Below are 22,872 nucleotides of genomic sequence, written 5' to 3'. Positions count from 1 at the left end.
GTGCGCGACCGTGTCTCTGCGCGCGAGTTTTCGATGCCCAAAAGAACAGACATCTCCTCGATCCTGATCATCGGCGCCGGCCCGATCGTCATCGGTCAGGCCTGTGAGTTCGACTATTCTGGCGTCCAGGCTTGCAAGGCCCTGCGCGCCGAGGGCTACCGGATCATCCTGGTCAATTCGAACCCGGCCACGATCATGACCGATCCGGACGTGGCGGACGCGACCTATATCGAGCCCATCACGCCGGAGATGGTCGCCAAGATCATCGAGAAGGAGCGTCCCGACGCCCTGCTGCCGACCATGGGCGGCCAGACCGCGCTGAACACCGCCCTGGCCCTGGAAGAGCAGGGCGTGCTGGCCAAGTTCGGCGTCGAGATGATCGGCGCCAAGGCCGAGGTCATCGACAAGGCCGAGGACCGCCAGAAGTTCCGCGACGCCATGGACAAGCTGGGCCTGGAGAGCCCCAAGTCCAAGGCCGCCCACAACATGGACGAGGCCCGCGAAGGCCTGGAGTTCGTCGGCCTGCCGGCGATCATCCGTCCGTCCTTCACCCTGGCCGGCACCGGCGGCGGCATCGCCTACAATGTCGAGGAGTTCGAGGAGATCGTCGCGCGCGGCCTCGACCTGTCGCCGACCACCGAGGTGCTGATCGAGGAAAGCGTCCTGGGCTGGAAGGAGTACGAGATGGAGGTCGTCCGCGACAAGGCGGACAACTGCATCATCGTCTGCTCGATCGAGAACATCGACCCGATGGGCGTCCACACCGGCGACTCGATCACCGTCGCCCCGGCCCTGACCCTGACGGACAAGGAATACCAGTGGATGCGCGCGGCCTCGATCGCCGTGCTGCGCGAGATCGGCGTCGAGACCGGCGGCTCGAACGTCCAGTTCGCCCTGAACCCGGCCGACGGCCGGATGGTCGTCATCGAGATGAACCCGCGCGTGTCGCGTTCGTCTGCCCTGGCCTCGAAGGCCACCGGCTTCCCGATCGCCAAGGTCGCCGCCCGCCTGGCCGTCGGCTACACCCTGGATGAGCTGCAGAATGACATCACCGGCGGCGCGACCCCGGCCTCGTTCGAGCCCAGCATCGACTACGTCGTCACCAAGATCCCGCGCTTCGCCTTCGAGAAGTATCCGGGCAGCGAACCCCTGCTGACCACGGCCATGAAGTCGGTCGGCGAGGTCATGGCCATCGGCCGCACCTTCAAGGAAAGCGTCCAGAAGGCCCTGCGCGGCCTGGAGACCGGCCTGGCCGGCTTCGACGAGGTGCTGATCGACGGCGCCGACGATCCCGACACCGGCAAGGCCGCGGTGATCCGCGCCCTGGGCACCCCCACGCCCGACCGCCTGCGCGTCATCGCCCAGGCCTTCCGCCACGGCCTGACCGTGGAAGAGGTCAACGCCGCCTGCAGCTACGAGCCGTGGTTCCTGCGCCAGATCGCCGAGCTGATCCGCCAGGAAGGCTGGGTCCGCGCTGGCGGCCTGCCCACCGACGCCGCCGGCTTCCGCGCCCTGAAGGCGCAAGGCTTCTCCGACGCCCGCCTGGCCAAGCTGACCGGCGCCACCGAGGCCGCCGTGCGGTCGCTGCGCCAGGAACTGTCGGTCCGCCCGGTCTTCAAGCGCATCGACAGCTGCGCCGGCGAGTTCCTGGCCTCGACGCCCTACATGTACTCGACCTACGAGACCGGGGCTCTCGGCCAGGTTCCCGAGTGCGAGAGCGACCCGTCGGACCGCAAGAAGGCGGTGATCCTGGGCGGCGGTCCCAACCGGATCGGCCAGGGCATCGAGTTCGACTACTGCTGCTGCCACGCGGCCTTCGCGCTGGACCAGATCGGCGTCGAGTCGATCATGGTCAACTGCAACCCCGAGACCGTCTCGACCGACTACGACACCTCCGACCGCCTGTACTTCGAGCCCCTGACGGCCGAGGACGTGCTGGAGCTGCTGCATGTCGAGCAGAGCAAGGGGACCCTGGCCGGCGTCATCGTCCAGTTCGGCGGCCAGACCCCGCTGAAGCTGGCCCACGCGCTGGAAGAGGCCGGCATCCCGATCCTGGGCACCAGCCCCGACGCCATCGACCTGGCCGAGGACCGCGAGCGCTTCCAGCAGCTGCTGAACGGCCTGAACATCGCCCAGCCCGAGAACGCCATCGCCCGCACCTGGGACGAGGCCCGGGCCGAAGGCGACAAGATCGGCTTCCCGTTCGTGATGCGTCCGTCCTACGTGCTGGGCGGCCGCGGCATGGAGATCATCCGCGACCACGATCATCTGGAACGCTACATCGCCAACGCCGGCGAGATCTCGTTCGAGCACCCGATCCTGCTGGACCACTATCTGAGCCGCGCCACCGAGGTGGACGTCGACGCCCTGTGCGACGGCAAGGACGTGTTCGTGGCCGGCGTGCTGGAGCACATCGAGGAAGCCGGCGTCCATTCGGGCGACTCGGCCTGCTCGATGCCGCCCTTCTCGCTCAAGGCCGAGACGGTCGAGGAACTGAAGCGCCAGACGGTGCAGATGGCCCTGGCCCTGAACGTGCGCGGCCTGATGAACGTGCAGTTCGCCATCGAGGAGCCGCACGGCGACAACCCGCGCATCTACGTGCTGGAAGTGAACCCGCGCGCCTCGCGCACCGTGCCGTTCGTGGCCAAGACCATCGGCCAGCCGGTGGCCGCCATCGCCGCCAAGGTCATGGCCGGCGCGCCCCTGGCCAGCTTCGGCCTGAAGGACGTCCCCTACGACCACATCGCGGTCAAGGAAGCCGTCTTCCCGTTCGCCCGCTTCGCCGGCGTCGATACGGTGCTGGGCCCGGAGATGCGCTCGACCGGCGAGGTCATGGGTCTGGACTGGATCCGCGAGGGCGAGCAGGGCCTGGGCCCGGCCTTCGCCCGCGCCTTCGCCAAGAGCCAGCTGGGCGGCGGCGTGAAGCTGCCGCGCAAGGGCACGGCCTTCGTCTCGGTCAAGGAAAGCGACAAGCCCTGGATCGTCGAGCCGGTGAAGCTGCTGCAGGCGGTCGGCTTCACGGTGCTGTCGACCGAGGGCACCCAGGCCTATCTGGCCACCCAGGGCGTCAAGGTCGAGCACGTGAAGAAGGTCCTGGAAGGCCGTCCGCACATCGTCGACGTGATGAAGAACGGCGGCGTCCAGCTGGTGTTCAACACCACCGAGGGCAAGCAGGCCCTGGAGGACAGCTTCGAGATCCGCCGCACGGCCCTGATGATGAAGGTGCCGTACTACACGACGTCGGCCGGCGCTTTGGCGGCGGCCCAGGCCATCTCCGGCGCCCCGGACGAGGCCCTGGATGTGCGCCCGCTGCAGAGCTACGCGTCCTAGCGCTCCCATCCCGGCCGTAAGGGCCAGGTGAGCCGTTGAAGACAGGATCCGCCGCGATTGGCCTCACCGCCAGTCGCGGCGGCTTTCGTTTGGGCGGCCCCTCATCCGTCTGGCTTCGCCAGCCATCTTCTCCCGCGAGGGGAGAAGGGATAACTAGGCCTCATGCGCGTCGCGGTGATCGGAGCCTATGGGCTCGTCGGCTCATATGTGTCCGCCCGGTTGCTGGCGGACGGCCACGAGGTCGTCGGCGTCGGTCGGGACCTGGTCCAGGCGCGCCGGCGCTTTCCCGCGATCGACTGGAAGCAGGCGGACCTCGCCGCGACCGGCGTGGAGGCATGGACCGCGCTGCTGGCCGGGGCGACCGCCGTGATCAACTGCGCCGGCGCGTTGCAGGACAGCCCGCGCGACGACCTGCGCGCCGTCCATGTCGAGGGCGTGCGGCGTCTGGCGGACGCCTGCCGGGTCCTGGGCGCGCGACTGGTCCATATCTCGGCCGCCGGGGTCGAGGCTGGCGGCCCGACCGCCTTCAACACCACCAAGCACGAGGCTGAGGCCCTGCTGGAGGATGCCAGCGGTCTCGACTGGATTATCCTGCGCCCGGGCCTGGTGCTGGCCCCGGCGGCCTATGGCGGCACGGCGCTGCTGCGCGGGCTGGCGGGCTTTCCCGGGTTCGTCCCGGTCGTCCATGGCGACAGCCGCGTGCAGGTGGTCGGCGCGGAGGACGTCGCCGCCGCCGTCGCCCGCTGCCTGGAATGCGATGCGCCGACACGGACGAAGCTCGATTTGGTCAGCGACGAGACCGTGACCCTCTCCGACCTGACGACCCGCTTGCGCGGCTGGCTGGGCTTGCCGGCCGCGCCCGTTCTCGACCTGCCACCGGCCCTGGCGCGGATCACGGCCGTCGGCGCTGACGTCCTGGCCTTTCTGGGCTGGCGAAGCCCGATGCGGAGCGCCGCCCTGGCCCAGCTGCGGATGGGCGTGCGCGGCGAGTCCGGCGACGCGGCGCGGCTGGGCCTGACGCTGCGGTCCCTCGACGTCCTGCTGGCCACCATGCCGTCGGGCGTCCAGGAGCGGTGGTTCGCGCGCCTGTACTTCGCCAAGCCCATGATCCTGAGCTGCCTGTTCGCGTTCTGGTTGATCTCGGGCGTGATCGGCCTGACAGTCGGCTTCGATGCGGCGGTGCGGACCCTGAGCGTCGCGGGCGTCGAGCCGGGGCAAGCCAGCGCGGCGGTGGTGGGCGGAAGCCTCGTCGACATCGCCCTGGCCCTGCTGGTGGCTCACCGACGAACAGCGGCCCTGGCCCTGAAGGGTATGCTGCTGGTCACGGCCGGCTACCTGGCCGGCGGTGCGATCGTGCGGCCCGACCTGTGGCTGGATCCCATGGGACCACTGATCAAGAGCATTCCCGCCGCCGTTCTGGCCCTGGCGGCCCTCGCCGTCCTGGAGGAGCGCTGATGGACCTCTACGGCCTGGTCAAGGCGGTCCACATCGTGGGCGCGGCGGTGCTGTTGGGGACGGGGGCGGGGATCGCCTTCTTCATGCTGATGGCTCACCGCACGCGCCAGCCGGTTCTGATCGCCCACACGGCGGGGATCGTGGTGCTGGCCGATTTCGTGTTCACTACCTCGGCCGTGATCGCCCAGCCGGTCACGGGCGCGGTGCTAGCCCATCTGGCTGGCCTTCCGCTGAGCACAGGTTGGGTGGCAACGAGCCTCGCTCTCTACGTTGTCACCGGCTTGTGCTGGCTGCCGGTGGTCTGGATCCAGATGCGGTTGCGGCGCCTGGCCCAGGCCGCCGTCGAGGCCGGCCAGCCACTGCCGCTGGCCTATGATCGGCTGTTCCGGATCTGGTTTTTGCTGGGCTTTCCGGCGTTCGCGGCGGTGCTGGGCATCGTCTGGCTGATGGTGGTCAAGCCCGCATTCTGACCTCACTCCGGCGGTCCCTCCGGAGCGCCGTTCCGGACATTGAAGCATCGCCGCCGCCCCAGCTCCGTGCCGCAGAAGCCGGGCTCTTGCGTGCCGTCGTGCAGCATCACGTACTGGTCGCGCTGGCACTGGAACCAGGCCTTCTGGAAGGGGATGTGGTCGACGTCCTGGTGGAACACCGGCCGCTGGTCGACCGTGTAGAACCGGGCCATGGCGGTCAGGCCGCCGAAGCTGCCCCGGCCGTTGACCAGGCCGCAGATCTGGCCGGTGCGGGTGGACCACACCGCGCCCAGTTCCAGCGGATTGGTCTGGTTCAGGCGCGTCTCCAGATTGGCGCGGACGATCCGCCACTCGGCCTGGGCCAGCGGCCGGTAGCGCGCCATCTGCACGCGGGAGGGCGAGGGCAGGAGGGCGTTCTCGCGCTCGAACCGCGCCAGGTCGAAACCGGTGAACACGAAGGCGCCCAGCGTCCCGGTCACCGCGACGACCGAGATGACCAGCGGCGCCCACAGGCGCCGGACCTTGCGCGTCCCGAAATCCAGCACCGCCATCGCGAACGCTCCCATACCGCTGGCGAGAGGTTCGGCGGTCGCGTTAAAAATTACAAGCATAAACTTTCAGCGGGCGACCTTCGCGTCGCAACCCCTGGACGTGACGCGCGCCGTCACCGCCGGAGGGGTGTCCAGGTCGGGGTTCGATGCTATGCAGCGGTTCTCGTGTCCCGGGGGAATCCATGCGTTTGTCGAGTAGCCTGTCGCGCGGCCAGATCGAGCGGATCGCCTTCGCCGCCGTCGTCACGATCGCGCCGATCCTGCTGTGCGGCTTCATGTTCGGCTTCGACATCCCGCTGGCGTCGGCCAAGTTCTGGGCCAATCCCAAGAACGACATGATCGCCATGACGGCGGCCTACGAGGCCTATGTCCGTCAGCCCTGGACCTTCCCGGTCACCATGGTCTCGGGCCTGCAGCCCGAGCCGTTCTCGATCGTGTTCAGCGACAGCATCCCCTGGCTGGCGATCCTGCTGAAGGCCTCGGGACTGGGCCCCTATTTCAATCCGCTGGGCCTGTTCCTGCTGATCAGCTACCCGCTGCAGGCCTGGGGCATGATCGCCCTGCTGCGGTCGCTGGGCGTCAAGAGCCGCGCGGCCCTGCTGCTGGGCGCGGGCCTGGCCCTGCTGACGCCGGCCTGGATCGCCCGCCAGTTCGGCCACATCGCCCTGAGCGGCCACTGGATCGTGCTGTGGGCCCTGGCGCTGTCGGTGTCATCGGCGCGCTTCGGCCTGACCGGCAAGCGAGTGGCGGCCTTCGCCGGCCTGGCGGCCCTGGCCACCGGCATCCACGCCTATCACCTGGTCCCGGTCGCGGCCTGTTTCGGCGCGGCCCTGCTGTCGGAACTGGCCCAGCAGCGCGGCGACGCCTGGAAGCGCGTCCCGCTGGCCGCCGTCGCCGTGCTGACGGCCGTGGCGGCCTCGGCCTTCCTGCTGGGCTACGCCGAGGGCGTGGGCGGAACCGGGGGCGCCGACGCCCTGGGCCTCTATTCGATGAACCTGCTGGGGCCGGTCTGGCCGCAGGCCTCGAACCTGCTGGGCCAGCACTGGAACGGCTCGTGGTTCGACCAGACCCTGGCCCCCAACGGCCAGTACTTCGAGGGCTACCAGTACCAGGGCGCGGGCTTCCTGCTGCTGCTGGTCGTCACCGTGGGCCTGCTGGTCAAGGACCTGGTCTCGGGCCGCCGTCCGGAGATCGGCTTCTGGACCCGTTGGACGCCGCTGATCCTGGCCATGCTGGGCTTAAGCTCCTGGGCCGTCGGCTGGATCGTCTATGCCGGCCCGGCCCACCTGTTCGACATCCCCAAGCCCAGCGGCAAGCTTGCCGAGGCCCTGTCGGTGTTCCGCGCCCACGGCCGCTTCTTCTGGGCGCCGGGCTATCTGCTGCTGGCCATCGGCGTGAACTGGGTCAGCCGTCTGCAGAGGCCGCTGGGCCTTGGCCTGCTGGCCGCGCTGCTGCTGGTCCAGGCCTATGACACCAGCCCCCTGCGCCAGGGCGTGCGGGCCACCTTCGCCGAGCCGGACAAGGTCGCCGTCCCGGCCGGCATGCTGACCAGCCCGGCCATCCGCAACCGGCCCTGGGTGTTCCGCCCGACCTATTTCTGCAGCCTCAACTACGGCGACATCCGGGTCATCAGCCAGATGGCCCTGGTGGCGACCCGCACCGGCGGAACGCTGAACACCTTCGCCACCGCCCGCGCCACCGACACGACACCCTGCGACGTGGTCGATCCCGAGGTGACCAAGGACGCCGCGCCCGGTGACCGCCGCATGACCATCGTGCTGTCGGACGGCCGGCTGGAGGGCGGCTTCCTGCAGCCCGTGGCCAAGCGCGCCGATTGCTATCGCTTCGCGCGGGGCGTGATCTGCGGCCGCGATCTTTCCGGCCTGGAGGGCCTGACCCCGGTGGCCCCCGGCGAGCTGGGCCGGGCGCGCGAGCCGATCCTGTCGATCCGCCTGGACCAGCCGCCCAGGTCGCCGGCCCTGGTCTCGGGCTGGTCCGTCCTGGATCCCGGCGGCAAGGGCATCTGGACGGTCGGCCACAAGGCGGTGTTCCAGCTGGACGCCCCGGCCAACATGGGCCCCGGCGGTTTCGTGATCGACGTCACCGCGATCGGCTTCTCGGACCAGCCGATCCGGCCCCAGCATGTCACCCTCTACACCGAGGGCCGCGCCCTGGGTTCGCACGAGGTGGAGTCGTCGATCTTCGACAAGTACCGCTTCACGGTGCCCGCCGACGTCGCCAAGCCGGGCCAGACCATGGTCTTCACCTTCGACCTGCCCGACGCCCGCTCGGCCCGTCCCGACACCCGGGTGCTGGGCATCGGGGTGCAGGAGATCAAGGTTCTGCAGTAGGGGGAGGGGCCCTAGGCCTCTTCCCGCTCGGCCTCCACGTGGGCGAACACCCAGAAGTGGGACAGCAGGAACAGGGCGGCGGTGTAGCTGACCGCCGCCGACCCCTGCGCCGCCACGCGCCATAGCGGCGCCTCGGGCAGGACCAGCCGCGCCAGGGTCAGCACGCCCTGGTTCAGGGCGAAGGCCGTCGCCACGGCCACGACATAGCGCAGCGGGGCCGAGCGGGCCGTGCGCCGGGCCTTGAACACGAACAGCTTGGAGAGGGCGAAGCTGACGCAGATCCCGACCGCGTAGCCGACGGCGTTGGCCAGGTGCGGGTCCAGCCCCAGCCCGACGTCCAGCGCCACGATGATCGAGAAGCCGACCAGGGTATTGACTACGCCCGCCAAGCCGTAGCGCAGGGCCGAGACCAGGAACGCCCGCCGCGCGGGGGTCAGCAGGGCCGCCAGGCTCAAGAGTCGAACCCGTAGCGGTCCATGACCACGTACAGCGGCCGGCCCTTCACTTCCTGATAGATGCGGGCGACGTATTCGCCCAGCGCGCCGATGGCCAGCATCTGCAGGCCGAAGCCCATCAGGATCACCACCATCAGCGACGGATAGCCGGGCACGTCGCGGCCGAACAGCAGGGTGCGCACCACGATCGTCCCGGCGAAGGCCACGGCCGTCAGGCCCGCGGCCAGGCCGACATAGCTCCACACCCGGATCGGCGCGGTGCTGAACGAGGTGATGCCGTCCAGGGCGAAGTTCCACAGCTTCCAATAGCGCCACGAGCTGGTCCCCGCCGCCCGCTCGGGCCGGGCGTAGGGGATGGCCTCCTGCTTGAAGCCGACCCAGGCGAACAGGCCCTTCATGAACCGGTTGCGCTCGGGCAGCTGGCGCAGCACCTCGACCACCCGCCGGTCCATCAGCCGGAAGTCGCCGGCGTTGTAGGGCAGGTCGACGTCCGACAGCCGGTTGAACGCCTTGTAGAAGCCCTGGGCGGTCAGGCGCTTGAGCAGGGAGTCGGCGCTGCGGTCGACCCGCACGCCATAGGCGACGTCGGCCCCGGCCTCCCAGGCCGTGATGAACTGGCCGATCAGCTCGGGCGGGTCCTGCAGGTCGACGTCGATCGGCACCACCATGTCGCCGGTCGCCGCGTCCAGCCCCGCCGACAGGGCGGTCTCCTTGCCGAAGTTGCGGGCCAGGTTGATGACCTTGACGCGCGGGTCGGCCTGGTGGCGCGCCAGCAGCACGGCCAGGGTGTGGTCGCGGCTGCCGTCGTTGACGCAGACGATCTCGTACTCGACCCCCAGCGCCGCCAGTTCGGCGTCGATGCGGTCGAAGAACAGGTCCAGCACCTCCTGCTCGTTGAAGCAGGGCGCGACGATCGACAGCCGCTTGCCCACCCGCGAGCGGGTGACGGCGGCGGGGGCGACGGGCGTGGCGGCGGAGGCGACGGGCGAAACCATGCCGCTGGTTTAGCCGCGTTGCGCGCGGAGGGGGAGGGGGGAGGCGCGACCGAGCGGTCAGGCCTTGCCCGACAGCCCCTGGCGCACCGCCGCCGGCGTGATCGGGATGTGGCGCAGGCGAACCCCCACGGCGCGGAAGATGGCGTTGGCGATGGCCGGGGCGACCACGGTCGTGGCGGGCTCGCCCAGGCCGACCGGGACCTCGACGCTGTCGACGAAACGGATGTCCATCTCGGGCGTGTCCGAGATCCGCAGCGGCGTATAGGTGTCGAGGTTCAGGTCCTTGACCTCGCCGTTCACGAACTCGGTTCCCTCGTGCAGGGCCATGCTCAGGCCCCACAGCGCCGCGCCCTCGGTCTGGGCGTGGGCGCCGTCGGGATCGACGATCGTGCCGGCGTCGGTGACCAGGGTCAGCTTCTGGACCGTGACCACGCCGCTGGCGCGATCCACGTGGACCCGCGCGACGCAGGCCACCCAGGTGGGCATGTCGCGTTCCTGGCCGAAACTGGTGGCCAGCCCCAGGCCGGTGTCCTTGGGCACGGCCTGGCCCCAGCCGGCGGCCTCGGCCGCGCGGCGCACCACCTCGGCCTGGCGCTTGGCGCCGCCCTTGGTGCTGGCGTCGCTCCCGGCGTTGGCGCCCGCGCCGGTCAGCAGCTTGAGGCGCAGGGCCACCGGATCGGTCTTCAGGTGGTGGGCGGCCTCGTCGATGAAGCTTTCGCCGGCCCAGTTGGTCCAGCCCGGCCCCACCGAGCGCAGCCAGCCCGGCCGGAAGGTCTCGTTGGCCAGGTCGTTGTTGATGGCCCGCACCTTGTGCGCGCCCACCTCGTACCAATGGTCGGCGCCGGAGATGGCGAAGGGATCGTAGGCCACGCCGTTCTTGCCCTTGGGCATCAGGGCCGGGGCGTTGGCCAGGGTGGGCCAGCCGGCGGCGGCGTGATGCTCCTGGGCGAGGATCTCACCGGCGCCGTCGAACGCCATGCGCACCGTCTGGACCGAGGGCGAGCGCACCGAGTCGAAGCGCACGTCGTCCTCGCGGGTCAGCACCAGTTTCACCGGCTTGCCCAGCGCCTTGGCCGCCAGCGCCGCCGGCACGGCGTAGTCGCCGTTCAGCCGCCGGCCGAAGCCGCCGCCCAGCATGTAGGTGCGCATGACGATGCCTGTCTCGGGGCGGCCCAGCGCCTTGGCCAGGGTCGGCAGGATCAGGCTCTGCCACTGGTTGCCGGTGTGGATCTCCATCACCCCGTCCTTCTCGAAGGCCAGGGCGTTGAGGGGCTCGAGCTGGAAGTGCAGCACGGTGGCGGCGGTGTAGGTCTGCTCCAGCACCGACTTGGCGGCCTTGAAGGCCGGGGCGGTGTCGGCGGTCTTGTTCTCCAGCAGCGCGCCGCCGTCGGACTTGGCGATCAGGCCGGCGGCGTGATCCTGCAGGTCCTTTTCCGACACGGTCGCGCCAGGCCCGGCGGTCCACTTGACCTTGACCAGCTCCGACGCGCGCAAGGCGGCGGGATAGCTTTCGGCGATCACCAGCACCCAGCCGGGCACGGTGTCGGACGGATCCTCGAGCGTCAGGCAGCGCAGGTAGCCCTTGACCTTCTTGGCCGCGCCGTCGTCGACCGACAGCACCCTGGACCCATGGCGCGTGGGCGGCAGCTTCGGGCGGGCGAACACCATGCCCGGGACCTTGGCGTCGATGCCGTAGACCGCCGTCCCGTTGGTCTTGGCGGCGATGTCCAGGGCCTTGCCGGGCTTGCCGATCAGCTTGCGCTCGGCCGCCGGCTTGATCGGCAGCTTGGCCAGCTCCTCGGGGGTGAACGTCCGGGCGACGCCGCCGCGCTTGACGATGTCGCCGTACGAGATCGACCGGCCGCCGACATGGACCACCCCGCCGCGCGCCGTCCCGCCGGCCGGCGAGACGTTCAGCAGCTTGGCCCCGGCCTCGACCAGGGCGATGCGCCCGGCCGCGCCGGCCTGGCTGAAGATCGGGAAGGTCTGCCACACCGACCAGCTGCCGCCGGTGACCATCAGGCCCCATTTGGGATCGGTGTCGACATGGACGATGCGGACCTTGTCCCAGGCCACGTCCAGCTCGTCGGCCAGGATGCGGGCCAGGGCGGTGCCCACATGCTGACCCATCTCGGCGCGGATGATGTTGACCGTGACGACGCCCTCGCCGTCGATGGCGAACCACAGGGTGGGTTCGAACTTCGGACCGGTCTCGGCGATCGGCGCGCCGCCGGGGACGGCCGGGTCCATCGCGGCCTCGACCAGGGCCGAGAAGCCGAACGCCAGGCCCGCGCCCGTCGAGGCGATCAGGAAGTTGCGGCGCGACAGAAGGCTGGCGGGGTGATCCTTGGGGGACAGGCGGCTCATGACTTGGCCTCCGCCGCGCCCGTCTCCTGGCCGCCCATCGCGGCGGCGGCCTGCTTGATGGCCGCGCGGATGCGGGCATAGGTCATGCAGCGGCACAGGTTGCCGCTCATGGTCGCGTCGATGTCCTGGTCGGTCGGGGCGGGAAAGTCCTTCAGCATCGCCGCGGCCTGCATGATCTGGCCCGACTGGCAGTAGCCGCACTGCGGGGTCTGCAGGTCCAGCCAGGCCTTCTGCACCGGGTGCTGGCCGGCCGGGTCCAGGCCCTCGATCGTCGTCACCTGCGCGCCTTCGACGGCGCCCAGCGGGGTGATGCACGAGCGGGTCGCCCGGCCGCCGACATGGACCGTGCAGGCCCCGCACATGCCGATGCCGCAGCCGAACTTGGTGCCCGTCAGGCCGACCTCGTCGCGGATCACCCACAGCAGGGGGGTGTCCTCGTCGGCGTCGATGGAGACAGCCTTGCCGTTGATCGTGAACTGGGTCATGGCGGGCTCACTTTCCTTCCGCGCGGATCGCCGCGACCTTCTTCTCCAGGTCCGGCCAGGCGGGCTTGTCCGTGCGCGTGGCCCGCAGATAGGCCGCCAGCCTGGCGACGTCGGCGTCGCTGAAGCGGTTGAAGGCCGGCATCACCACGCCCGGCGCCCCCTCCTTGGCGCCGACGCCGTGCAGCACGACCTGGATCAGGTTGGTGGGATCGTCCAGATTGACCGCGCTGTTGAGGGCCAGGTCCGGCCGCAGCGGATTGGGCTGGCCTGGGCCGTTGTAGTGGCAGGATGCGCAGGCCGCCGTGTAGAGCCGCGCCGACGGATCGCTCTGTGGCCCGACGTTCAGCCGGTCGGCGGCGTCCGCCTTCTGCAGGGCTGGGGCCAGGGCCGAGGCCCGCCCCGCCCCCCCGTCGCGATCGTTGAAATAGACCGCCAGGGCCTGGATGTCGGAGTCCGGCAGCTTGACCAGACCGTCGTGCACGACCGGCGCCATCGGCCCGGCGGCGACGCCGTGGTAGCGGCTGACGCCCGTGCGCAGATAGGCGACCAGCTCTGCCTGGTCCCAGGGCGCGGGCGAGGGGTTGGCGGCGGTCAGCGGCGGGGCGATCCAGTGGTCGATCGCGGCCCCGGCGAAGGCCTTGTCGCGCTTCTCCGCGCCCAGGCCGTTACGTGGCGTATGGCAGGCGCCGCAGTGGCTGATCCCTTCCGCCAGATAGGCCCCGCGGTTCCACTCCGGGCTCTTGGTCTTGTCGGGCTCGAAGCGGCCGGGCTTGAAGAACAGCAGCTTCCATCCGGCCTGCAGGGCGCGGATGTTCAGCGGGAACGGGATGCCGTTGCGCTTCTTCTCGGCGACGACCGCCGGTCGGGTCATCATGTAGGCGTAGAGGGCCGAGACGTCGGCGTCCGACAGCTTGGTGAAGTGGTCGTAGGGCAAGGCCGGAAACAGGTGCGCGCCGTTGCGCGCCACGCCCTCGCGCAGCGCTCGGCTGAAGGCCGCCTCCGACCAGCTTCCGATCCCGGTCTTGGGGTCGGGCGTGATATTGGTCGAGTAGATCGCGCCGAAACTCGTCTTCATCGGGTAGCCGCCGGCGAACGGCTGGCCGCCCTTGGCGGTGTGGCAGGTCGAGCAGTAGCCCGCCCCGGCCAGGACCTCGCCTCGCGCGACCAGATCGGGCGCGAAGCTGGTCGGCGCGGGCGGCGCGATCTTGCCGATCGCCGGGCGCCAGGCGAACGCGCCGAAAGCGACGACGACCACGCCCGCGAACGCCAGTAGTCCAATGAGGATTCGCTTCACGAGAGGCCCTCCTGGCGGTCCTGCGGGAACGCTCGACGCCTGACGGCGACGAGGCCGGACGCCGGAGCTTGAGGGCAAAAACCGACGCCAGGCAAGGCGAGCGGGCCTCTTGCGAGACGATTGCAGCAAGACGGTTCAAAGCGCTCGGCGCTATCGCGCGATCATCCGCGCCAAGGCGAAGGCCGCCACCGCCGCCAAGGCCGTGGCGAACGCGCCCCAAGCGATGTCGGCGATCGAGACCTTCATCGACCATGTCCGCAGCGTGGCCTGGTTGGTCAGGTCATAGGTCGCATAGGCCACCGCGCCGAACACGAGCCCATTGAGCGCGGCGCGACCGGCCGCGCCCTCCTTGAGCGCCGGGGCGACCGCCAGGACGACCAGGCCGGCCGCATAGATCAGATAGAAGGCCACGGCGGCGCCGAGCCTGGGCTTCGGGGCCAGGATCTCGCCCAGCTCGGGCCTGTAGAGGCGCTGAACCATCAGGCTCAGCCAGACGAAATCGAGCGCGACGAACGCCGCCAGCGCGCTGACATAGGCTACCAACATCCTCATGGCGAACTCCCTTCGTTGGAGGGTTACGCCCGAAAAATCCCGTCGGACGCATCCATCCGCGAGGCCGCATCGACCGTAACCCTCATCGACACCACCCTCGCGCTCGACGCCAGGAGACTTCGATGCAGGCCACGCTCCTCCCGTTCGCCTCCCAGCCTCGCCAGGCCAAGCCCCAGCGGATCGCCGTCATCGGTTCCGGGATCTCGGGCCTGTCGTGCGCCTGGCTGCTGAGCCAAGGTCACGAGGTCACGCTGTTCGAGTCGGCCGACCGCCTGGGCGGCCACGCCCACACTGTCGACGTTCCCGCCCCTGGCGGCGCCATCGCGGTCGACATGGGGTTCATCGTCTATAACGAGGTGAACTATCCGAACCTGACGGCGCTGTTCCGCCATCTGGGCGCGCCGACCAAGCCGGCCGACATGTCGCTGGCCATCTCGCTGGACGATGGCGATCTGGAGTACGGCAGCAAGAGCTTGGCTTCGCTGTTCGCCCAGCCCAGCGCCCTGCTGCGGCCGCGTTTCTGGTCGATGCTGCGCGACCTCAACCGCTTCTACCGGACCGCGCCGGGACATCTGGCGACGTTGGACCCTGTCGTCTCCCTGAGCGAATACCTGCGCGCCCACGGCTACGGCGCGGCGCTGCGGCAGGACCATCTGCTGCCGATGGCGGCGGCGATCTGGTCGGCCAGCATCGAGGGCGCCGGCGAGCATCCCGCCGCGGCCTTTATCCGCTTCTTCGAGAACCATGACCTGCTGCGGTTCGTCGGCCGCCGAACCTGGCGAACGGTCGATGGCGGCAGCCGCAACTATGTCGACCGCCTGGCCCGGGCCTTCCAGGGCCGTACGCGGCTGTCCGCCCGCATCGAGACCGTCCAGCGGCGCGAGGACGGCGTGCGGATCATCGAGGACGGCGGCCGCGAGACCGCGTTCGACCACGTGGTGTTCGCCACCCACGCCCCGACCACCTTGCGGCTGTTGTCCGACGCCGACGCCCGCGAGCGCGCGCTGCTGGGGGCGTTCCGCTACACGCCCAACCAGGTGGTGCTGCACCGGGATCGCCGGCTGATGCCGCGCCGACGCCTGGCCTGGGCCAGCTGGAACCACCTGGGACGCCGCGACGACCCGGCCAGCGGCTGCGTCAGCTACTGGATGAACCACCTGCAGGGCCTGCGCCAGAGTCCATCCCTGTTCGTCACCCTCAACCCGCACCTGGAGCCGCGCGAGGATCTGATCCACGAGACGCGCGCCTTCGAGCATCCGCACTTCGACGCCGCCGCGCTGACCGCCCAGAAGGAGCTCTGGACCCTGCAGGGCGCGCGCCGCGCCTGGTTCTGCGGAGCCTATTTCGGCGCGGGCTTCCACGAGGATGGTCTGCAGGCGGGCCTGGCCGTCGCCGAACAGCTGGGCGGCGTCCGGCGTCCATGGTCGGTGGCCGACGAAAGTGGACGGATCACCGTCTGCGCGCCCGATCTCGAACGCGCCGCATGACCGCCTCGGCGATCTACGAAGGCGTCGTCACCCACGCGCGGTTCTCGCCGAAGACGCATCGGCTGCGCTACCGCATCTTCATGCTGCTGCTCGATCTCGACGCCCTGCCGGGGCTGTTCTCGCGCCTGCGGCTGCTCGGCGCGGGCAAGTTCGGGCTGATGTCGTTTCGCGCCGCCGACCATGGCGCCCGTTCGGGCGCGGACCTCAAGGCCTATGTGAACGACCAGCTGGCCCAGGCCGAGATCGTCGCCGGGGGGGCGGTGCGCCTGCTCTGCATGCCGCGTATCCTTGGCTATGGCTTCAATCCGCTCAGCCTCTATTTCTGCCACCGCGCCGACGGCGGCCTGGCGGCGATCCTCTACGAGGTGCGCAACACCTTCGGCGAGCGACACAGCTATCTGGTCGCGGTTCCGGACCCGTCGGCTGAACGCGTGCGCCAGACCGCCCCGAAGCGCTTCTTCGTCTCGCCGTTCATGGACATGGACCTGGCCTACGACTTCGAGATCCGGCCGCCCGGCGAGGCCGTCTCCGTGGTCGTCACCGTCCGCCGCGGCGACCAGCCGATCCTGACGGCGGCGTTCGCGGGCCAGCGCGCGCCCTTGACCGACGCCGCGCTGCTGAAAGCCTGGCTGCGCCATCCGCTTCTGAGCTTCAAGGTAATCGCGGGCATACACTGGGAAGCCGTGCGGATCCTGGCGCGCGGTATCGGCCTGCGCCGCCGCCCGCCGCCGCCGGTCCACGCCGTGACCCTGGGAGATCCCGCCTGAGGCCGATCCTGTCCGTCCGCGCGAGATTTTATGGCCGTCGCATCGTCCGTCGACCGTCTCGTTGCGTATCATGGTCATGCATGCGACTCAGCTTGATCCCCGCCGCGCTCGCAGCCCTCACGCCATGACCGCGCCGGGGGACTTCAACGCCTGCATCGCGCGGATCGCCGCCGACCGCGACCGAGAAGCGTTCGGGGCGCTTTTCGACCACTACGCCCCACGGGTGAAAGCGCTGCTGGTCCGTAGCGGGACGTCCGCCTTCGCGGCCGAGGAGTTGGCCCAGGAGACCCTGCTGACCGTGTGGCGCAAGGCGCACCTCTTCGATCAGGGGCGCGCCTCGGCGGCGGCCTGGATCTTCACCATCGCGCGCAATCTCAGGATCGACAGTCTTCGCCGCGCGGACCGCGCCGTCTATGCCGAGGATTTCGCTCCCGAGGCCGAGGATCCGCCACAGCCGGACGCGATCCTGAACGGCGCGCAGGAAGCGGAACGTGTCAGGGCGGCGATGCGGACCCTCAACCCAGATCAGGCCCAGGCGATCGAAATGGCCTTTTTCCAAGAGCAGACCCACACGCAAATCTCCGAGACCCTGGGCGTGCCGCTCGGCACCATCAAGGCGCGCATCCGTTTTGGCATGATGAAGCTGCGCGTCTTCATCGAGCGCGAGACGGGAGGCGCGGCATGAGCCCGCGTCGCCAACCCAGCGAGGAGCGCCTGCTGGCCTACGCCGCCGGTACGCTCAGCCCTCCCGAGGCGGTCGTCGTGGCGACCCATCTGGCGCTGCGCCCGGAGACGCGGGTTTGGACCGAGCTTGGCCAGGCCATCGGCGGCGCGCTGCTGGAAGACCTCGAGCCGCTGGCGCTGGACGAGCGGGCCGGTGCAGCGGCGCTGGCCCGTCTGGACGCCTTCCAGCCGCGCGTCGAGCCGACGCCTCCGAAGGGCGCGGACGCGTCGCTCCCCGCGCCTCTGCGTCACTTCCCGCTCGGTCCGTGGCGCTGGCTGGGGCCAGGCGTCTATGTCCGCGACGTCCTGGGCCCGCGCGATGGCGACTGCCGGGTGATCCTGCTGCGGATCGCGCCCGGCCAGTGCACGCCGCGCCATACGCACGGCGGCGTCGAGCTGACCTGCGTGATCAGCGGCGCCTACGCCACCGAGGACGGCGTCTTCTCGCTGGGCGACTTCGAGGAGGCCGACCCCAACGTCACGCACCAGCCCCGCGTCGTCTCGGCCGAGCCTTGCCTGTGCGTGGCGGCGCTGGACGGCCAGATCGTTCTGCCGGGAAGGCTCGGACGCATGCTCGCGCCCTTCGTTCGACTCTGAGGGGCGCAGTCGTGCGCGATCAAGGCGTGATCGCGCCGCCCTTCGCTCACCCCATCAACCCGCCCCCCGCCTTGATCGCCTTCATGCACACCGTCGTGGTGTAGCGCTGCACGCCCGGCAGCTGGCTCAGCTCCCTGCGCAGCAGGTGGTCGAGGTCCTCGACGTCGGCCGCCACGACCCGCAGCAGGTAGTCGCCCGCGCCGGCCGTGGAGTGGCACTCGGTGATGGCCGGGTGCTTGAGGACCGCGGCCTCGAAGGCCTCGGCGCGGGCGAACTCGACGGTGGCCAGGGCGTAGACGGTCAGGCCCTTGCCGACCGCCTTGGCGTCGAGGCGAGCGTGGTAGCCGGTGATGACGCCCTGCTTCTCCAGGGCCTGGACGCGGCTCCAGCACGGCGATTTCGACAGGCCCACGCGCTCGGCCAGGGCGGCGAACGAGATGCGGGCGTCGGCCTCCAGGATGCGGAGGATCGACAGGTCGATGCGGCTCAGGGCTGACATTCGTTCCGCCAGTTGGTGTCTGATCAGGACATCGTTCTATCGTGCTGGCGGCGGCCGGTGCAAACGAGGACAATGTGCCGTGGCGATCGGCATAGGGTCCTTCCATGGCGCAAGACATGACCTACGCGCGGTACCTCGCGCTCGACACCCTGCTGGCGGCCCAGACCCCGCTGAGCGACCGGCACGACGAACTCCTGTTCATCGTCATCCACCAGACCAAGGAGCTGTGGCTCAAGGAGATCATCCACGAGGTCGGGTTGGCCCGGCGGCTGATCGCGGCGGGCGACGTCGAGCCGGCCTACAAGGCCCTGGCGCGGGTGTCGCGGATCCAGACGGTGATGACCCTGTCGTGGGACGTGCTGGCCACCATGACCCCGGCCGACTACTTGAGCTTCCGGGGCGAGCTGGGCTCGAGCTCGGGCTTCCAGTCGGCGCAGTTCCGCACCCTGGAATACCTGCTGGGCCTGAAGGACCAGAGCTTCCTGAAGTTCCAGGAGGAGGGCTCCGAAGGCCTGGCGCTGCTGAAGGCGGCGCTGGCCGCGCCCAGCCTGTACGACGTGGCCATCGCGCAACTGCCGAGGCTCGGCTTGGCCGTGCCGGATGACGCCCTCCACCGCGACTGGACGCAGGCCTACGCCCCGTCCGAGGCGGTCGAGGCCGCCTGGCTGGAGGTCTATCGCGACCCGCAGCGCTATTGGGAGCTTTACCAGCTGGCCGAGAAGCTGGTCGACCTGGACGACGCCCTGGTCACCTGGCGGCACAAGCACGTGCTGACCGTCGAGCGGATCATCGGCGGCCGGCCGGGCACGGGCGGCACCGACGGGATCGGCTACCTGGCCAGCACCCTGCGCCGACGGGCGTTTCCGGAGCTATGGTCGCTCAGGACCAAGCTATGACGAGGATCAAGCTGTAATGAGCGCGCGCAAGGACCTGTTCTCGCGGGCGCTGGGCGTTCCGGACCGCCTGCACATGGCCGCCCACAGCCATCACCTGTGGCCGGACGTCACCCTGGACGCCCAGGTCGACGCCTGGCGCGACGCCGCCGTCCTGGCCGACCACAAGTGGGACAAGGTGCTGGGCGAGGTCTACCCGGCCGCCCAGGGCCTGGTGGCGCGCGAACTGAAGCTGCCGTCGCCGGAAACGGTGGTCTTCGCGCCCAACACCCATTCCTTGCTGGCCGTGCTGCTATCGGCTGTCGACCGTTCCGGCCCGGTGCGGGTGCTGGCCACGGACGGCGAGTTCCATTCGTTCCGCCGCCAGGCCCAGCGCTGGGTCGAGGCCGGCGAGATCGAACTGACCCTGGTAGGCAGCGAAGGTCCCGACCTCGCCGAACGGTTCCTGGCGGCGGCGCGCGAAGGCGGTCACGACCTGATCTTCGCCAGCCACGTGTTCTTCAAGACCGGCCTGGTGTTCGACCGCGTGTTCGAGCTGGCCGACCTGGCCCGGCCCGAGGGGCCGTGGGTCGTGGTCGACGGCTATCACGGCTTCCGCGCCGTCTCGACCGACCTGTCGGCGGTGGCCGACCGGATCTTCTACCTGGCCGGCGGCTACAAGTACGCCATGGCCGGGGAGGGGGCGGCGTTCCTGCACGCCCCGCCAGGCTTCGGCCCCCGTCCCGTGCTGACCGGCTGGTACGCCGAGTTCGGCGACCTGGAAGGCCCGCCCGGCGGCGTGGGCTACGTCCGCGACGCCGGCCGCTTCCTGGGCGCGACCTTCGACCCGTCGGGCCTCTACCGCTTCGTGGCGGCGGGGACGATGCTGGAGCGCGAGGGCCTGACCACCACGGCGATGGCGCGGCACGTCGCCCGGCTGAAGTCGGTGCTGCTGGCCAGGATCGCCCTGGGCGAGGCCGGGCCGCTGAAGGACGCGGTCGTGCTGAACCCGCCAGGCACCGGCCCTTCGGCGCGGTTCCTGGCCCTGCGACACGAAAAGGCCAGCGCCTGGAAGCAGGCGCTGGCCGAGAAGGGCGTGGTGGTCGATGTCCGCGACGACGTGCTGCGCGTCGGGCTGTCGATCTATCACGACGAGGCGCATGTGGAGGCGTTCCGCGCGGCGTGCGCCGCGCTGGAGCCTTAAGCCGCCAGGCGTTCCAGCGCCCGCAGCATCGAGCCCATGGCCTCGTGCACCGGGAGGCCGTCGCGTTCGTAGTCGCCGGTCTCGAAGATGCGGACCAGGTCGGCGCGGGCGCGGCTGACGCGGCTCTTGACCGTGCCGACGGCGACGCCGATCACCTCGGCCGCCTCCTCGTAGCTGAACCCGCCGGCGCCGATCAGGATCAGGGCCTCGCGCTGGTTCTCGGGCAGCATCATCATCGCCTGGCGCAGGTCGTCCAGGGCGATGGCGCTGTCGAAATTGGTGTTGGCCACCAGGGTCCGTTCGGCGGTCTCCTGGTCCAGGGCCACCGAGCGCCAGCTGCGGCGCTTGTCGGAATAGAACTGGTTGCGCAGGATCATGAAGGTCCAGGCCTTCATGTTGGTGCCCATGGTGAAGCTGTTGCGGCTGGCCCAGGCCTTGGCGACGGCGTCCTGCGCCAGGTCGTCGGCGGCGGTGGCGTCGCCGCACAGCGAGCGCGCGAAAGCCCGCAGATGCGGGATCAGGGCGATCAGATCGCGTTCGAAGGTCTTCTGGTCGTGATGGTCCATGACGGCCCCCGTTCGGAAAAAATACTCAAGCTATCAAACGGGGGCGGAGCGGTTTGGTTGCAGCCGGGCGTAAAGGAATTCCCACCGAGAGCCGTCAGGGCGCGGACGGAGACGCTCAGTCCGTCTCGTCGGGAATGGCCGGGATCGCGTAGACCATCGGCACGACGCAGCCGTGATGGCCGGTGGCCTGCGGCTTGGGGCGGGCGCTGGCCAGCAGCATGCGGGCGGCGTCGCCGAAAGTGGCGGTGGGCTGGCTCTCCAGCACCTCGACCGCGCCGATCTGGCCCCAGGGCGCCACGTCGAAGCGCAACAGCGCCCGGCCGCCGACCCGCTGCTTGGCGAAGGCCGGCGGGAAGAACTTGTCCTCGGGCAGGTTCAGTTCCTCGCGGGTGATCTTGCAGGCCTCGTCGTCGGCGGGCGGCGGGGTCTCGCGCCGGGGCGCCTCGGTGGCCTTGGGCATGGCCTTGAACGCGACGTAGCAGCGGGTGCGCGGCGGGCCGGGGAAGTAGCGGCCCTTGGCGATCGCGCCGGCGGCGGCCGCGGCGAAGGCGGGCGCGCCGTGCTGGGCGACGACCTGGACGTTGCGCGTGGCCCCGGCGGCGTCGATGTCGAAGGTCAGCCCCGCCCAGGCCGGATCGACGGTCTTGTCGTCGAAGGGACGGGTGTCGGGATAGACGATCGTCTCGGGTCGGCGCCGGCTGGCGCCGCCGCAGTCGCCGCCGACCGCCACGGCCTTGCGCAGCAGCTGCGGCGCGTTGCGCGGCTCGGCGGCCAGGGCCTCGAACAGCTTGGCGGGAGAGGCCTCGGCCAGCGGCTGGTAGCTGGGCGCCAGGTCGACCTGGCAGTCCGTGGCCGCCGCGCCGGGCGCGAACCGCCAGCTGGCCAGGATGGCGGCCAGCTCCTCGGTGTTCCAGACGCCCGGCCCGCCGGACAGGGTCTTGCGCTTGAGGTCCTGCGCGTGGCCGTCGGCGGTGATCGAGAAGCCGTAGACCTCGCTGGTCGGCGGCGGGGGCGGCGTGTACGGCGGCATGCCAGCCTGGCCGACCGGCGGCATCCAGACCTGCCAGACCTTGGGCGGCGGCGTCGCGCCCTCCAGCAGCCGGACGGGGCCGCCCGCGCAGGTCACGCTGGCCGGCGGCGGCGCGAAGCTGACCAGCTTGACCGGGGCCTTGGGATCGCTGGGCGGCGGCGGGATGACCGCGCCGGCAACGCTGGGGAGCAGGACGACCGGGACCAGGGCCGCCCGGGCCAGAAGCAACAAGCCGCGCATGAACGCTCCGCGATCTAAGGTTGAGGAGCTTTCGCCGGCGGTGGGGCGGCGGTCAAGGGCTCAGATGTCGGCGGCGGCGCCCGTGTCGTCCCCTTCGCGGGCCACGTGCCGGATCAGGTTGTCGCGCACCTTGGTGATGGTCTTCTGGGTGCGGACGAACTCCTCGCGCTCCAGGCCGGTGGCCGCGACCAGGGTGCGCTGGGCGCCCTGTTCGCGTAGGGCCCGGCCGGCCGGGGTCAGGCTGACGATCACCTGGCGCTCGTCGGCCGGATCGCGCTGGCGGGTCAGGAAGCCCTGGCCCTCCAGCTTCTTGAGGATCGGAGTCAGGGTGTTGGACTCCAGGAACAGCTTGTCGCCCAGGCTCTTCACGCTTTGGCCGTCCTGCTCCCACAGGGCCACGATGATGATCCACTGGGTGTAGGTCACGCCCAGGGCGTCCAGGATCGGCTTGTAGGCGCGGCCATAGGCGAGGTTGGCGGAATAGACCGCGAAACACAGGAAATCGCCCAGTTTCGGCAGGGCGGGCGGGGCGTCGGCGTCGGACATGGCGGCCTTTCTAGGCGGGCGGCGAATGATGCTGGC

The 22,872-nt window shown here is 70.2% G+C and carries 21 protein-coding genes; 10 read left to right on the top strand and 11 right to left on the bottom strand.

Annotation, left to right across the window (positions count from 1 at the left end; all coding sequences use genetic code 11):
* The first annotated feature begins 33 nt into the window (after positions 1–33).
* The 3 genes from carB (at position 34) to K8940_RS18025 (ending at position 5,255) form a co-directional block, all read left to right on the top strand.
* Positions 34–3,330, top strand: coding sequence for a carbamoyl-phosphate synthase large subunit (carB, locus tag K8940_RS18035; RefSeq protein ID WP_223391442.1), 3,297 nt, complete (start codon positions 34–36; stop codon positions 3,328–3,330).
* 162 nt (positions 3,331–3,492) lie between these two features.
* Positions 3,493–4,785: an NAD(P)H-binding protein gene (locus tag K8940_RS18030; RefSeq protein WP_223391441.1), complete on the top strand. Its 1,293-nt coding sequence runs from the start codon at positions 3,493–3,495 to the stop codon at positions 4,783–4,785.
* Positions 4,785–5,255: a DUF2269 family protein gene (locus tag K8940_RS18025; RefSeq protein WP_223391440.1), complete on the top strand. Its 471-nt coding sequence runs from the start codon at positions 4,785–4,787 to the stop codon at positions 5,253–5,255. Before K8940_RS18030 ends, K8940_RS18025 begins: the two co-directional genes overlap by 1 nt.
* A 2-nt stretch (positions 5,256–5,257) precedes the next feature.
* Here K8940_RS18025 and K8940_RS18020 read toward each other — a convergent pair whose 3' ends face one another.
* The gene (locus K8940_RS18020; protein WP_223391439.1) at positions 5,258–5,806 is read right to left on the bottom strand and encodes a hypothetical protein; all 549 of its coding nucleotides are present in this window, start codon (positions 5,804–5,806) and stop codon (positions 5,258–5,260) included.
* A 182-nt stretch (positions 5,807–5,988) separates the two neighbouring features.
* On the opposite strand from K8940_RS18020, the gene K8940_RS18015 reads away from it, so the two are divergent.
* Positions 5,989–8,157: a DUF6311 domain-containing protein gene (locus K8940_RS18015; protein WP_223391438.1), complete on the top strand. Its 2,169-nt coding sequence runs from the start codon at positions 5,989–5,991 to the stop codon at positions 8,155–8,157.
* Positions 8,158–8,168: 11 nt separating this feature from the next.
* On the opposite strand, the gene K8940_RS18010 is transcribed toward K8940_RS18015, so the two are convergent.
* The 6 genes from K8940_RS18010 to K8940_RS17985 form a co-directional block, all read right to left on the bottom strand.
* Positions 8,169–8,612, bottom strand: a complete 444-nt coding sequence (locus K8940_RS18010) for a GtrA family protein (RefSeq protein WP_223391437.1) — start codon at positions 8,610–8,612, stop codon at positions 8,169–8,171.
* Positions 8,609–9,607 (bottom strand): glycosyltransferase family 2 protein, encoded by a 999-nt coding sequence (locus K8940_RS18005; RefSeq protein WP_223391436.1) that lies wholly within the window; start codon positions 9,605–9,607, stop codon positions 8,609–8,611. Before K8940_RS18005 ends, K8940_RS18010 begins: the two co-directional genes overlap by 4 nt.
* A gap of 57 nt (positions 9,608–9,664) precedes the next feature.
* Positions 9,665–11,974: a xanthine dehydrogenase family protein molybdopterin-binding subunit gene (locus K8940_RS18000; protein ID WP_223391435.1), complete on the bottom strand. Its 2,310-nt coding sequence runs from the start codon at positions 11,972–11,974 to the stop codon at positions 9,665–9,667.
* Complete coding sequence (locus K8940_RS17995; protein ID WP_223391434.1) at positions 11,971–12,459, bottom strand: (2Fe-2S)-binding protein; 489 nt, start codon at positions 12,457–12,459, stop codon at positions 11,971–11,973. Before K8940_RS17995 ends, K8940_RS18000 begins: the two co-directional genes overlap by 4 nt.
* 7 nt (positions 12,460–12,466) lie before the next feature.
* On the bottom strand, positions 12,467–13,753 hold the full coding sequence (locus K8940_RS17990; protein WP_223391433.1) for a cytochrome c: 1,287 nt from the start codon (positions 13,751–13,753) through the stop codon (positions 12,467–12,469).
* Positions 13,754–13,903: 150 nt separating this feature from the next.
* Positions 13,904–14,305 (bottom strand): DUF2177 family protein, encoded by a 402-nt coding sequence (locus tag K8940_RS17985; protein ID WP_223391432.1) that lies wholly within the window; start codon positions 14,303–14,305, stop codon positions 13,904–13,906.
* A gap of 122 nt (positions 14,306–14,427) precedes the next feature.
* Here K8940_RS17985 and K8940_RS17980 point away from each other — a divergent pair, with 122 nt between their 5' ends.
* From K8940_RS17980 to K8940_RS17965, 4 genes are all read left to right on the top strand, one after another.
* Positions 14,428–15,792: an NAD(P)/FAD-dependent oxidoreductase gene (locus tag K8940_RS17980; RefSeq protein WP_223391431.1), complete on the top strand. Its 1,365-nt coding sequence runs from the start codon at positions 14,428–14,430 to the stop codon at positions 15,790–15,792.
* Entirely contained in the window at positions 15,789–16,559 is a 771-nt protein-coding gene (locus tag K8940_RS17975; RefSeq protein WP_223391430.1) for a DUF1365 domain-containing protein, read from the top strand. Before K8940_RS17980 ends, K8940_RS17975 begins: the two co-directional genes overlap by 4 nt.
* A 124-nt stretch (positions 16,560–16,683) precedes the next feature.
* Positions 16,684–17,244, top strand: coding sequence for a sigma-70 family RNA polymerase sigma factor (locus tag K8940_RS17970; protein ID WP_223391429.1), 561 nt, complete (start codon positions 16,684–16,686; stop codon positions 17,242–17,244).
* Positions 17,241–17,879: a ChrR family anti-sigma-E factor gene (locus K8940_RS17965; protein WP_223391428.1), complete on the top strand. Its 639-nt coding sequence runs from the start codon at positions 17,241–17,243 to the stop codon at positions 17,877–17,879. Before K8940_RS17970 ends, K8940_RS17965 begins: the two co-directional genes overlap by 4 nt.
* Before the next feature lie 46 nt (positions 17,880–17,925).
* Here the strand turns inward: K8940_RS17965 and K8940_RS17960 are convergent, their stop codons facing one another.
* Positions 17,926–18,378, bottom strand: a complete 453-nt coding sequence (locus tag K8940_RS17960) for an Lrp/AsnC family transcriptional regulator (RefSeq protein ID WP_223391427.1) — start codon at positions 18,376–18,378, stop codon at positions 17,926–17,928.
* A 104-nt stretch (positions 18,379–18,482) separates the two neighbouring features.
* Between K8940_RS17960 and K8940_RS17955 the strand changes: the two genes are divergently transcribed.
* Together K8940_RS17955 and K8940_RS17950 are read left to right on the top strand one after the other, a co-directional pair.
* A complete protein-coding gene (locus K8940_RS17955) occupies positions 18,483–19,274 on the top strand; it encodes a tryptophan 2,3-dioxygenase (RefSeq protein WP_223391426.1) in 792 nt (263 codons plus the stop codon).
* 16 nt (positions 19,275–19,290) lie between these two features.
* Complete coding sequence (locus K8940_RS17950) at positions 19,291–20,454, top strand: class V aminotransferase (RefSeq protein WP_223391425.1); 1,164 nt, start codon at positions 19,291–19,293, stop codon at positions 20,452–20,454.
* Here K8940_RS17950 and K8940_RS17945 read toward each other — a convergent pair.
* The 3 genes from K8940_RS17945 to K8940_RS17935 form a co-directional block, all read right to left on the bottom strand.
* Positions 20,451–21,020, bottom strand: coding sequence for a sigma-70 family RNA polymerase sigma factor (locus K8940_RS17945; RefSeq protein WP_223391424.1), 570 nt, complete (start codon positions 21,018–21,020; stop codon positions 20,451–20,453). The two genes, K8940_RS17950 and K8940_RS17945, sit on opposite strands and share 4 nt — an antisense overlap.
* A 115-nt stretch (positions 21,021–21,135) precedes the next feature.
* A complete protein-coding gene (locus K8940_RS17940) occupies positions 21,136–22,290 on the bottom strand; it encodes an energy transducer TonB (RefSeq protein ID WP_223391423.1) in 1,155 nt (384 codons plus the stop codon).
* A 60-nt stretch (positions 22,291–22,350) separates the two neighbouring features.
* Complete coding sequence (locus K8940_RS17935; protein WP_223391422.1) at positions 22,351–22,836, bottom strand: MarR family winged helix-turn-helix transcriptional regulator; 486 nt, start codon at positions 22,834–22,836, stop codon at positions 22,351–22,353.
* Positions 22,837–22,872 lie beyond the last annotated feature (36 nt).

It is taken from the genome of Caulobacter segnis, from assembly GCF_019931575.1.
GTDB lineage: Bacteria > Pseudomonadota > Alphaproteobacteria > Caulobacterales > Caulobacteraceae > Caulobacter > Caulobacter segnis_C.
The sequence above is the reverse complement of the archived record's forward strand: the minus strand, read 5'-3'. Positions and strand labels throughout refer to the sequence as shown.